The 12,992-nt window shown below is 43.0% G+C and carries 8 protein-coding genes; 6 read left to right on the top strand and 2 right to left on the bottom strand.

The features are described from left to right. Window positions 1–170: 170 nt before the first annotated feature. The 6 genes from cas6 (at window position 171) to ACGE0T_RS11625 (ending at window position 9,916) form a co-directional block, all read left to right on the top strand. Window positions 171–833: a CRISPR-associated endoribonuclease Cas6 gene (gene cas6, locus ACGE0T_RS11650; protein WP_459186809.1), complete on the top strand. Its 663-nt coding sequence runs from the start codon at window positions 171–173 to the stop codon at window positions 831–833. Between the two features lie 17 nt (window positions 834–850). Further along, window positions 851–1,447 carry a hypothetical protein gene (locus ACGE0T_RS11645; RefSeq protein ID WP_459186808.1) on the top strand — a complete coding sequence of 199 codons (597 nt, stop codon included), beginning with the start codon at window positions 851–853 and terminating at the stop codon, window positions 1,445–1,447. Continuing rightward, entirely contained in the window at window positions 1,444–3,624 is a 2,181-nt protein-coding gene (gene cas3 / locus ACGE0T_RS11640; RefSeq protein WP_459186807.1) for a CRISPR-associated helicase Cas3', read from the top strand. Before ACGE0T_RS11645 ends, cas3 begins: the two co-directional genes overlap by 4 nt. After that, on the top strand, window positions 3,606–4,925 hold the full coding sequence (locus ACGE0T_RS11635; protein WP_459186806.1) for a hypothetical protein: 1,320 nt from the start codon (window positions 3,606–3,608) through the stop codon (window positions 4,923–4,925). Before cas3 ends, ACGE0T_RS11635 begins: the two co-directional genes overlap by 19 nt. A gap of 19 nt (window positions 4,926–4,944) precedes the next feature. After that, entirely contained in the window at window positions 4,945–6,021 is a 1,077-nt protein-coding gene (locus tag ACGE0T_RS11630) for a CRISPR-associated protein Cas7 (RefSeq protein WP_459186805.1), read from the top strand. A gap of 943 nt (window positions 6,022–6,964) precedes the next feature. Next, on the top strand, window positions 6,965–9,916 hold the full coding sequence (locus tag ACGE0T_RS11625; protein ID WP_459186804.1) for a hypothetical protein: 2,952 nt from the start codon (window positions 6,965–6,967) through the stop codon (window positions 9,914–9,916). A 149-nt stretch (window positions 9,917–10,065) separates the two neighbouring features. Here the strand turns inward: ACGE0T_RS11625 and ACGE0T_RS11620 are convergent, their stop codons facing one another. Both ACGE0T_RS11620 and ACGE0T_RS11615 read right to left on the bottom strand, forming a co-directional pair. After that, a complete protein-coding gene (locus ACGE0T_RS11620) occupies window positions 10,066–11,781 on the bottom strand; it encodes a phosphoethanolamine transferase (RefSeq protein ID WP_459186803.1) in 1,716 nt (571 codons plus the stop codon). Next, window positions 11,768–12,946: a BamA/TamA family outer membrane protein gene (locus ACGE0T_RS11615; protein ID WP_459186802.1), complete on the bottom strand. Its 1,179-nt coding sequence runs from the start codon at window positions 12,944–12,946 to the stop codon at window positions 11,768–11,770. Before ACGE0T_RS11615 ends, ACGE0T_RS11620 begins: the two co-directional genes overlap by 14 nt. Between the last annotated feature and the right edge of the window lie 46 nt (window positions 12,947–12,992).

The following is a 12,992-nucleotide window of genomic DNA, read 5'->3' as shown; positions in this document are numbered from 1 at the left end:
ATGGCTTTTTCGAATCATAGTTATGATTTTCCAAAATGATAACTATGATTTGGGAAAGCCATAGTTATGTTTATATCTGTGTGCCTCGATATTTTCTGCCGATTCGTATGTAAACCTTGAATTTATTTGCTTAATTAGTAACTTGATTGTGTAACAAACGAATAAACTATATGAGAATACACCTGACCACTACACCAAACAAAGGAATCATCCACTTCGACTACCAGCAGAAACTGATAGGAACCCTACATAAATGGATAGGAGATAATGACATCCACGATAAGATTTCCTTGTACTCTTTCTCCTGGCTGCAAAACGGTAACCTGGCAACGAATGGCTATAACTTCCGGAACGGGGCGAAGTGGTTTATCAGTTTTTATGACGAAACCTATATAAAGAAGATTGTCAGAACCATTCTGGCCGACCCTGAAATGTTTTTAGGCTTGCAGGTAAAGGACGTGACGCTTCAGGAGGTTCCGGACTTTTCCGAACAGGAATATTTTAAACTGGCAAGCCCCGTATTTATCAAAAGGCAACTGGCAGACAAATCCTCCAAATACTATACCTATGATGATAAGGAAGCCGGTTCCCTGCTGGTGGAAACCCTGAAGCATAAAATGCAGATAGCCGGTCTTCCCGAAGATAATACATTGGACATCCGGTTCGATGTATCCTATCAGAATAAGAAAGTAAAGATGACATCCATTCATGGTATCGGAATTAAAGGTAGTATGTGCCCGGTATTTATCCAGGGCAAACCCGAGACAAAAGCATTTGCCTGGTCTGTCGGTCTGGGAAATATGACCGGGGCAGGTTTTGGTTCGTTATATTAATAAAGAAGGAGGACAGGATGTATTATGTAGTGAAATATACAGGACCGTTCGGGTTTATCAAACCCTGGACTGCCGTACGCGATGGCGAAACATTCAGCCAGCAGTTTCTGGTTGCATCCACATTGGAGGGCATTGAAAAGAAACTGTTTCCCGAACTGCTTCGTGAAAACGGCACGATCCGCAAGATATGCCGGTACCGGTTGAACTATTGCGGTCTGGATTCCCAACTGGAACGGACCTGGTCCAAAGGCGGTTTTGTTAAAGAGAGGAAGACGGACAGCCAGGGACGCGTTTATTATCTGCCTAAAAATATCAGCATCATTACCCGGGGCGTTCTTCTATATCCCCATTTATATTTGGCTTTTGCAAATGAAGGAGATGCGTTACGGGCTTCCCGGCAATCGGTCTGCCTGTGCCGGAATGAAGATATACTTCTGCCTGAACGGCCTGTAGAAATGCCGGAAGAAGCATTTGAGCAAATAGAAGGATTCGAATGGATTGCCACAGACGAGGACAATGGATTTAAATCCGGATATAACCGGTACGGCAATTCGGAAGCGATGTATGGAAAACTGTATGTAACGGGCAATCCCATCCGAAACCATCTTGTATGACAAAATCGCTCGATGACATATTAGCCAAAAGTAAAGAGCACGGTGGAACTACTTTGTCAGACCATTCGCAGTTTGTCGTGTGGGCAGTAGAAGTCTTTGCCAAATACATGCATTACCCTTTTGATGTGAGTCTGGCAAGAAAGGGGGCAGCACTGCATGATTTGGGTAAGGCGCATCCGTCTTCACAAAAGCGGTTGCACGAAGAAACGGACGACTCTCCGGTAAACAGTGGAAATCAGTTTGTCCACAGGCATGAGTTATCTTCCTTGGCATTCCTTCCGGTTTTCCCCGAATCGGAATGGAATATTCTGATAGAGATGGTGGTTGCCCACCATAAGCCCATAAAAGGAGATGTTAAAGGCGGGGGAATCTTAGACCTTGCCACAAAAGACCGGAATTGGGTCGGGAATCATTTGCAGGATTGGGAAGCATGGCGTGTGTATGGTTTGGAGATATTGCATAGATTGGGTTATCCCTGTACAAGCATATCCAAAGAGGAGGCAAGACGTGCTCTGCTCTATGCCGTCGATTATTGTAAACGGCAGACTTACGACTGGTCTGCCTGGCGGGGTTTACTGATGGCGGCTGACCATTTCGCTTCCGCTTTCTCGTCAAACACCTCGAAGGAACTTACCCGCTTATTCGAGAAGCCGGATTTATCTTATTATTTCGACTTGCGGCGGGAGAATGATTTATATCCTTTATCAAAGATACCGGCGGACGATGAACGAATGCATACGTTGGTTGTTGCCTCAACCGGTTCGGGGAAGACAGACTTCCTGTTGAGGAGATGCAAGGGACGTATATTCTATACCCTTCCTTTCCAGGCATCGATTAATGCCATGTGGGAACGGTTGAAGGCTACCATACCGAATAAGGATGTCCGCTTATTGCATGCCACTTCCAGGATTACGGTAGGGGATAATGTGGAAGAGAGGATGTTGCAACCATTAGCCGGTTCGTCGGTAAAGGTGCTGACGCCTCATCAATTATCTTCAATCATTTTCGGAACGACCGGATTCGAGAGCATGTTGCTGGATATAAAAGGCTGTGATATAATTCTGGATGAGATTCATACCTATTCGGATTATTCGCAGGCAATGGTACTTGAAATCGTAAAGGTTTTATTAAAATTCGATTGCCGTATCCATATCGGTACGGCAACAATGTCCACCCGGTTATATAAAAAGCTGCTCGAACTGTTAGGGGGCAAAGACAAGGTCTATGAAGTTCGTCTGACCGGCGAGCAATTGGATGCATACAACCGCCACCGCATTTATAAGATGAAGGACGAGCATGATATCCCGGAAATCTTGTCCCATGCCTTTAAGCAGCAGGAAAAGGTACTGGTGATTTACAACACGGTCTTGAAAGCCCAGCAAGCCTATGAAACATTTAAAGCGGAATATCCGGATATACCGATGATGCTCATACATGCACGCTTTAAGCGGGGCGACCGGGTTCGATTGGAAAGACGATTGAAAACGGAGTTCGACAGTGAAGCATACGGCTGTGGCAAATCCCCTTGTCTGGTAGTATCCACACAAGTCGTAGAGGTAAGCCTGGACATAAGTTTCGACCGGATGATTACGCAGTGCGCTCCTTTGGATAGCTTGATTCAGCGATTCGGAAGGATAAACAGGAGACGGTTGCCACCCGCTTTGAGAACCTGTAAACCAATCCATGTCATTGCTCCCGATGGGAACGCATTACCGTATAAAAAGGATATACTGCAACGCAGTTTCGACCAATTGCCCGATAAAGGCGAAGTCCTGCAGGAACGTAATTTGCAGGGAATGCTCGATGAAGTGTATAAAGAATCGGATACAAAAGAGATAGACATCCACTTGGCTTATAAGGACGGCCTGTTCTCTTTGATGAAGCTGACAAGCCGTTCGGAAGCCATTCTGTTAAAAGCACTCGGCATAGACACCGCTACATGTATTCTGGCTTCGGATAGGGAACGGTATATCCAGGCAGGTTGGGAGGAACGAATACAGATGGAGATACCTGTGAACTGGAAGTTTATCACCCGGCATGCATCCGGCTATGAACAGTTGGATGGTATCGGGTCGAATCCTTTTGTCGTTCCGGTGAGCCAGGAAGCGTATGAGATTTACGGATTACGGGTAGTCGAATCATCTAATCTTACAGCATTATGTACACAAGCTATATAGGTAAGAAGTTTCTGAAGATATATAATGAGCGGATACACACAAGCCTCTCTGCCTGCGATTTTTTTGAACAGGTATTCTTTCCCCTGTTCTTCAATGACGACAGGCATTTGATGCATGTAAGCAATTCACCTTTTTTCCAGAAACCCAAAAGCGAAGATGTAAAGAAATACGGCAGCAAGCCATTGGCGCAGTTCCATAACTTGCAGGAGGCAATGGCCGGCGACGAACCGAACATGTCCATCTTTGTAGGATATGCAGCTAAGGATTCGGGAGGTACTACTTCCGGTCAGGTATCGGACATCCACGCTTCGATTGATGCAAACGAGATGTATGCTTCATGGATAGGCGAAGCGCTTGCCATTGGTGTAAGCGGGGGATTTGTCATGCTGATAGATGAGCCGGAAGTGTTGTGGCATCTGTTCCGGGGATGGGAAATCTATCGCAAATATCTGAACCAGACTCCGGCAATAAAGGATAAACAGATAGAAACATGGAACGGGCATTGGCTATGTCATGGCTGCGAGGAAAGTTTTAACGCCCAATCTCCGGAAAGAGGTTTTTATATCACTCCGGTAGAGGTAAAGGGGCGTCTTGCAATCCAGTCCGGACTGTGGCTTTCTGTCGTTATGGCATTGTCGTTAAAATATCCCCGGAAGACGATAACCGCTTATGCGTATAACCTGTCGCAGACGAACACGACTTTAGGTTTTATAAATATCTATCTGCCGGAGATACACTCGCTGTTCGACCTTAGGGATAGACTTTTTGTAGACGCAGCGGAAACCATCCTCTCGGATAAAGCAATAGAGGCATTGGAGCCGTATTATACTTTTAAGTCGGCATGTAAACTGGGCACTATCGGTTTAAGGGCGATAGAACCGGATAAGCTAAGGCAATACCTCCCTGTCGGTTCAATGCCGTATGCACAGGGAAAAGACTATAAGTTTTCAGACCGGGAGTCGTATCTAAAGTATGAACTATATAAAATATGGATGATAGCTATGATAAACAAAACAGAATTGATGGAGCAGGCAACAAAAATAGCCCGGGCTTTGATTGAATTTGAGAATACCTCGGAAAACGGCAGGACCGTATTTTCCGTTTTATCGAAAGAGATAAGAAAGGCAAGCAAGTTGGATACCTTGGTCAACAAACTCAAAGAGGTGATAGCGTATGAACCGGCAAATGCCGATGTGTTCAGGAATATGGTGAAAGAGGTTTTGGTTATGCCGGCAGACAAGTTCCCTTTGTTTATCGCCTTAATCGATTTTGAATATGTCTATTGGAAATCAAAAAATTGAAAAAACTAAATATAATATCATGAATAATCCATTTATCTATTTACGGGGACTTCGCCATGCGGAACATACGGTGTTTGGTGTAAACGACGGACAGAAATATTATTATGACCCTCAGTTCAATAAACGAATCGCCTATTCCAGTGGGCAGCAGGTGAAACGTTCCATTATCGAAGCATTGAATATGCCTTTTGCCGCGATAACCTTTAATTGGGAAATCGATAAGAAGGACAAGGATAATAAAGCGAACCAGAAAGAACCTCATTCTCCCTGCGACCCTTCGTTTGCCGACCAGTTATTGGGAGGCTATATGAAGATAGAAAGCGGTGGGGGCATGATTGCTAAAAGGCGTAGCCCGCTGTCGGTTTCGGCAATGCGCCCGCTTCATCCTTTATTAGGGGGAATAGAATCTCCAACGGAAGATATAACCTTCGACCGGACTTCCCATCCTGACCGCCATATCGTTAAGGTGTATTGGTCGGATGGCAAGAAGCGGGGCGATGAATTGACAAAAGAAGAGTTGGACGAATGGCTGGTAAGTAAAAGAAGGACACTCCCGAACCGGGCATTTATACAGGAGCAGACACGGGCATCCGGTCTTTTCGTATATGATATAGCCATCGATTTGAGAACGCTGTTCTGTGTCTCCACCAATAAGCTGGAACCGGAACTATTCCCTGAGATAGAAGCGAAACTCCGGGATTTAGGCTGGGTTGAAGGACAGAATATCTTTGGTAAATGTTTGATTTGCCCGAAGGAAAAACGGGATGAACTGATACCCGCTCTGGCTAAAGCCATTATCAATTGGCGTATTACGACTAACCAGGCACGGACATTCAGCCTGATGGAAACCGTAGCCATTGCCATTAGCGATGATGCCAACCAGATTGCTTATGCCATCCGTGGAGAATTAAAAGATAATGTGGAAAAGCCCAGTGCCATTCCTGTTATTGATGAAACGACGTATGCGGATATATTTATTACTCCTATCGCTAAAAGTTATATCGCCGGTTCTGTCGGTTCGGCAGATGCCCTGATAAAAGCAGAACAGAAACTGATTGAACAGATGTCTGCTTTTGATTATGAGAATCAATTATAAAGAATAGTTCCAAAGTACTCTTTATCACAAGGGTACTTTGGAAAAGAGATTCTTTGAATTTTGTATTAATTGGATCGCTTAAGGAATTGAAATAACCATCTGGCTGCCGTATTGGAAGTATCAGGGTCGTCTTTAATTGTACCGTTTGGTATTGAAATGCACCTCTGAGGGCTGTTTCTGTTAATGCAGCTAAATTTTTAATTGTACTGTTTGGAATTGAAAGAACCAAGACGCAGCTGTATTTCTCGTATCAGGATCATATTTAATCGAACCGTTTGTGGAATTTAAATAAGATCGTCAGCATACCCAGCAGGATTTGCTGGCAGCACTTTAATTGTACCGTGTGGAATTTAAATATAGGAAATTATTTGACTCAGTTATTCGCTAATTTAAGGTTAATCGAACCATTATGGTATGAGGATATAGACTCTTTTCAAGAAGTCGGCAATTATCACAATTACCGGTTTTCTTTTTCTTGTGTGCTAGCGCTTTTCTATAAACTCTATAGAAACACTTTCTATGAGAGTGATAGTTATGAAAATATATCAGGACAATCTATTTCCTTATCCATTATCCTTGTATATTCAAAACATATATGGTTTGCATTCAAATCATATATGTTTTAAAATCAAATCATATATGTTTTGACTTTGGGGCATATGGCTTGGAGTGTGCCTCTAACATAGTTCTATTGAGACTACGTTAATAACAGACGCAAATATATGAATAAATAACAAACAAAAACAAGGCTTAATTTATTAATATACAGCAAATAACATCTGAATGGAGCCTTCGATTCCCTGAATCATTATAATAAACAACAACTTTCAGGGAATTGTATTTTTCTTGATTATTGTAGATATTTTTTCCATAGTCTCAATAGAACTAATATAGCATTTTACATGCTAATCGTATAAAAACGTATACTACAAAAATATTCAATATGAGAACAAATCTACATTATGAATCGTCTAAGAAGATGTCCTTTAGGATATTAACGGCAGGCCTATGTATGCTTGCCCTACTGTTGGCTGGCTGTACGGCAGAAACAGATAAGACAGACCGTTCTTCAGGTGAAGATACGGATAGCGGGAGCAGGAGGGAAGTTCTTCTCTCTTTTAAAAACAAGCTTTCAGTAAGTGCCAATAAAACAGAAACAAAGGCAGAAACCAAAGCAATTGCAACCGAGAATGAAAACGAAATCAGTACGTTAGATATTTATGTTTTTGCTGCAAAGGAAGAAAACGGAACCTATACTTTCCGCGAACGATTTTCCTATCGACAAGACGGTTCGCCTCTTCCGGCAGGAGCAAGGGAACTCAACCTTACACCAAGTACGGACAACGCCACAACTACAGCTTTGTTGGAACTTCAAAAAGGCTTGTTTGTCCGCTTGTACAGCATAGCCAATCAAACGGAACTGGTAAATCCTGTTGATGGTAATCTGGTAACCGATGCTTATTTCGACCCTCTGGCGTATGATATGGAAACAGGAGTCTTGAACGATGGTACTCCTACTGAAGAACAGTTCCAAAAGTTCCATTCCCCGTTACTTACCGATGCTTCGCCTGCATTGGGCTTACCTTTGCCTATGGCAGGCGCTCAGACTGTACCTATCGACCTGACCGATTTAGGTTCATCCTCACGCGTACAGGTCGGATTTAAGCTGACCCGTACAATGGCACGTTTTGATGTTACGAATGTAGAAAAAGATTCCCGTTTTCATCTTGAAACCATTTCGATGGCGAAGGGGCGGACGGGCGTATCCTTTTTCCCTGTTAAAGTATATGGAGACCCTGTTGCAAAAGACGGTGAACTGATTACGTATCCGGCTCGTACTTTTGAGGGTGACAACGCCAATACCGGTACGCAAGTATCCGCTTTCTATAGCTATCCGAGCCTGTTGGCAGATGAAGCCTATCTGGTATTGACCGGTACCTACCGGGTAAACGAAACCGAATCGAAAGAAGTGACTTACCAAGTCCCATTCAAGCAGGAAACGGCCGGTAGTGGCTCTTCTTTCCTTGAAATCAATGCGAATCACCGGTATACGATCGGTATCACAAAAGCGGATGAATATCACCTTGATTTCACTTTGGAGGTAGCTGACTGGACAGACGGGGATTTAGTAGATGGATATGACCCAAGCAAAGGTTCCGGTCTTTTTGATGTAAATATCGATGTGACAAATGGCGATTATGACCCCGATACCCGGATAGTAAATATGGCAATAACCGACGGGGCAGCTTTCTCCGTTGCTGTTGCTTCCAATTCTGCGATGGATTATTCGCTCACCTATGAGAAGAAAGTGACCACGGCTCCTTGGTTGACCGTTACTCCTTTGGCTGCGCGTTCGGCAACACAGGAGTTTGCCTATACCGTATCCCGTAATGCAGACTATACGGGGAATGATTTCCCTGTAGCATATCTTCGCTTTATAGATAAAGCGACAAATAATGAAAGCCTTTTGATTATTCATCCGATAGCCATACCTGTAGCCAAACTTGTATCGGCTTCATCGGAGTGTGCTTTTGATAAAGACAATGGGACTATCACCTTATATAAGGATGAAACTTCTGGTAAGACTTCGGTCACTTTGAATATTGTATCTACCGGTGGATGTACATTGGAAGATGTTTCCGGCGGCAACCTTCCCGACTGGCTCGAAAGGGATAAAGATGCTTTGACGGATGCTGCGGGTAATATAAAGTTAACCTTGAATACGGATGACCCCTCTTTCCCCTCCATTTCACCCGTCGATGGATATACTTTTAATGTGGTAAATGCTAAGAATAATGACAAGAAACTTCCGCTAACCGTTAGAGTAAAAACGGCAATAAATGTCCGCCAGTCCGCAGTTACCGTATCGAATGGGGGCAATTATGATGCAACGAACAGCCGTCTGCGTCTTTATAATAATGCCTCGGATAAAGTGACATTGAGTGTGTTCTCGCTAAAAGGTTGCGATATGGAAGGTGTTCCTGCATGGTTGACTCTGGATAAGACGACATCTTCAAATGATGTTGAAACCTATACTTTCCATGTAGAAGATGGAGCGACAACAGGAAGTAGCGCAACGATTGCGGTAAAGAATAAGTTTGACAATACGTTATCTAAAACATTTATGGCCTACTCTATAAATAAGAATATCGTGCTTTCGGAATTTACTGCTTCACAACCGTCTTATTCGACAGTAGACAATTTATCCAATCCAAGTCCGAATATTACTTTCTTCCCATCGGCAAATGCCTATTTTACAGTTAAGGTGATTTCGCCTAAGGGAGTAGATGTTACCTGCCACGATAACTGGAGATGGATAACTAAATCTACTGCTTCCGAAACAACCGACCCGAATACGGGAGTAATAACGGCCACATATAGATTTACCAGAAATACAAATCCGGCAGGGCAAAACCCGGATGTATTCTTTGCAACGGTAAGCGGTGATGAAAAGATTACTATTACCAATAAGTATGCGGCAGGCGGTGGCAAGGGCTTTGCCATTAAACATTCTACCCCGGTGTATCCGGGAAGTACCGCTACACCTAAGATAGTAACAGGAAGTAGCAAGAGTTATTGGGTATCTCCGGTTAATCAGGGAGCTGTTATTTTTGCAAATAAAAGATGTCCGGAAAAATGGAAAGTCGGTTCAATAGAAGATTATAAAAACATAATGTATATTCCGTCCGTCGATTTAAGTGTAGAGATGAATAAAACCCGGTCTTATGAAAATGCACAGGCGAAGAAAAACGGGGAGATTATGAGAGAAGGCGGCGCCCCTTACATATGGGCGTCTGAGGCATATTGGTATATGCGGTTTGATGCCGATACTTACAGAGCGAATAGTCTGGGAAGTTCCGATACGAATGCGGTCCGTTGTATCCAACAGAGATAAGACATATGAATGCGGATTAATAAACAGTAATATGCATTAATCCGCATCTGATAAAAACAGTTGTTTTCGATTTCAAAAACAACTGTTTTTGTTTGTATAGACAGGTATATTTCAATGTGTAGATAATTGTATTGCCAAAATTCTGAACCTTATTTCCCATTGTCCATCTTAATCTTCATTTTCTCAAACATTTCGAAATCCTTTTTCGACAGTCCTAAATCGAAGAATGAATGCGGTTCGTTATGGTCGTTCAGGTAATATCGGGGATGCTCCGTATAGAGCGGGCTTGCCACAGAAAAGGAATCATTCAATAGAGGCGTTTGTACACCTGCCAAATCCAGCATTGTATGGAACACGGCACAACTGGATGCTACCGCTTTCTGTTTATTGCTTTCTAAGGCATGGATCTGTTCAGGATAGGCCTCACGATACAAATCGGATGTCCAGATGATGTATGGAACATGCAATTGATAATAGGAGGGAACAGGAGAGGCATGGAGGAAAAGATGACGGCTGTCGTCGAAAATATCTTCCCCGTGGTCGGATGTATATAACATAGCCGTTTCGGCAGACTGACAGTTCAGCATACCTATCAACCGGGCCAGAAAATCATCTGTGTAGCGGATGGAGTTATCGTAGGCATTAACCAGATTATCGCGGTATTTGAATTTTGCATCAGCCGGGCTGTCCGGCATGAAAAAAGCATTAGATGCAGGATACCGTTCGCGGTAGTTAAAATGGGAGCCATACGTATGAAGTACGATAAAGAGTTTTTGGTCGTCCTTAGCAAGTACATTCTCCACCAATTTAAGTAATTCATCATCCGAAAGATTTTGGTTGGCCACCCCTTCATCTTCCTTTATGAAATCCCATGTATCCGCTTCTTTTCCGAAGAAATCAATAAATGAGTCGTTATATCGCTGGTTCGAGAAGAAAGCTGTTTTGAAGCCTGCCTCTTTGAATGCTGTAATAATGCCTTTCTGCCGGTAGATTGAACCGAAGTTTTCCGAAGAAATGGCCGACATCAACATCGGGACGCTCTTATGGGTCGTGTTGGATAATGTCAGTACATCCGTAAAAATGGACAGATTGGGCACTTTTGTAAGTTCCGGGTTGGTAGTACGTTCGTAACCGTACAGTTCCCAGTTTAGGGCACGGGATGTTTCTCCGACTACCAGTACATAGATTTCCCGTTCACTTTTATCATGTGTAGCCTTTGCCTGGAAAGTAAAGTCCTTGGATGTTTCAGCATAATTCCTTGTCTGTGCATCACGCTCAACGGCAAGAACAACATTATAGCATACATTCAGCGGATATAAGTCCGAAGTAATTTCGTATTTCTTATCGAAAGCATAGGCCGAACCCAATGAGATAAAGCCGATAACCAAAAACAGATAAGACCGTATCCGTTCCCTGCGGATAAATTCGACGGATACCTTCCGTTTATAAATAATGGAAATCATAGCCAGTATCAATGCCGGGATATAAATAATGACAATGGTAACCAATGCCGGAATCAGGTTGTCGAGAAGCTCCATCGCTTCGGAAGAATTGGTGGTAACCAAATTCAGGAACATGTCTACTGCAATAATAGACTGTCCGAATAAATAGAGCAGTACAATCTGGAAGGCTCCGAAAAAGATAAACAGAAACAATATCCAGAACATTTTGCCACAGTTCCGGGATAGCGTCATTACCCAGTAATAGCAGGCTAACGGCAGTAATACATTGGCTATTTTAGCAACTGCCGGTATCGGTTCCGTAAAGCACAAGACAAGATTGGGGATAATCAGAATAAAGAGGAAAAGATAAAAAAGATGTTCCTGATTCCCGAACCAATTTTTTATTTGACTAAAAAGCTTCATTGATATTAAATATAAATCCAGTTTGATTTTTGCCAAACCCGAGGTCTAAGCGGACGTTCACTCGTTTCTTGAATTCCCATCTGTAGCCAAAACCGTAATTCGGCAGTATTTGTTTTGCTTTGAACGATTTAAAATTGGGAAATACATTCCCTGCACCTACCCATACGGCGACACCATTCCTTCTCCATACGTGTTGCCTCAACTCTACTTGCATATCGATTGCGTTTTTATCGCGGAATCGTCCCTCATAATATCCCCTCATAGAGTATGAACTGCCTAATGTCGCCATCATTCCCCAAGGGGTATCCCCATATGTTAACATAGCGTGAACCTGGGCTGCCAGGATACCGCCTTTCCATACCGGATGGTAATAGCTGGTGGTCAGTTCCGTACTGCTGTATGCGTTTTTATTTCCCAGGAAAGACGGACTGAACAGTTGGTCTATCCGGAGATAATACCCTTTATACGCATTTGTCAGGAAGTCTCTGGAATCATATACTATGGAAAGACCAACATTCAGGTTGGTTGTCCGGCTGTCTTCTCCTTCCCAAAGTTCCGGTTTCTGAAAATCTTTTCCGTTGATATAATTGAAAGAGGCCATAGGACCTACATAAAAATTGTCTGCCAAACGGAACAAGAAGTCGGCTTTTACCATTGCCTGAAAGCGGTTGTAAGTACTTTTGTTATCGTTGTTTATTCCGTTCTCGTATCCTTCACCCCAATATAAACTGGGGAAGGAATAGAAATAGAGCGTATAATTCAGCCGGTATTTTTCTTTGGGAAAGATGTTGCTTCCCCGTATGCCCAGCAGATAGAAACCGACTGTGGAGACGTCCCCGAATAAAGATACAGTAGACGGTTGCAGCGTACTGTCGTTTCTATCCGTTTTATAAAGTCCTGCGGCTACCAACCCCAGTCCTAATTTTGTATCGCTCGCGAAGTGTGGACCGCCTATTATACTGAAATCGAATTTTTTGTCTTTCTTTTCTTTGTTAGCATCGCTGTAGTAATTAAGGAGCTTCTGTATGATATTCAGCTTTTTCTTAGGCACAGAATCTGTTGTTGCCACTTGTATGGAATCCGGTTCTTGTGTCTGAGCTTTTGTCCCTAATGCCAAGGCAGTTAGCAGATAAATCAACAAAAATTTGTTTTGCATTGATTTCATATAATCAATAGTCTAAAGGATAAAATTACGGGCAACGAAGGTACTT

The organism is Parabacteroides sp. APC149_11_2_Y6, assembly GCF_054506995.1.
Note: the sequence above shows the minus strand (reverse complement) of the source record. Positions and strands in the feature narration are given on the sequence as shown.

Bases quoted from the DNA above. Each gene is read 5' to 3' on its own strand.
- cas6 (WP_459186809.1), top strand. From the start codon at position 171: ATGAGAATACACCTGACCACTACACCAAACAAAGGAATCATCCACTTC.
- ACGE0T_RS11635 (WP_459186806.1), top strand. From the start codon at position 3,606: ATGTACACAAGCTATATAGGTAAGAAGTTTCTGAAGATATATAATGAG.
- ACGE0T_RS11615 (WP_459186802.1), bottom strand. From the start codon at position 12,946: ATGAAATCAATGCAAAACAAATTTTTGTTGATTTATCTGCTAACTGCC.
- ACGE0T_RS11630 (WP_459186805.1), top strand. From the start codon at position 4,945: ATGAATAATCCATTTATCTATTTACGGGGACTTCGCCATGCGGAACAT.
- ACGE0T_RS11625 (WP_459186804.1), top strand. From the start codon at position 6,965: ATGAGAACAAATCTACATTATGAATCGTCTAAGAAGATGTCCTTTAGG.
- ACGE0T_RS11645 (WP_459186808.1), top strand. From the start codon at position 851: ATGTATTATGTAGTGAAATATACAGGACCGTTCGGGTTTATCAAACCC.
- cas3 (WP_459186807.1), top strand. From the start codon at position 1,444: ATGACAAAATCGCTCGATGACATATTAGCCAAAAGTAAAGAGCACGGT.
- ACGE0T_RS11620 (WP_459186803.1), bottom strand. From the start codon at position 11,781: ATGAAGCTTTTTAGTCAAATAAAAAATTGGTTCGGGAATCAGGAACAT.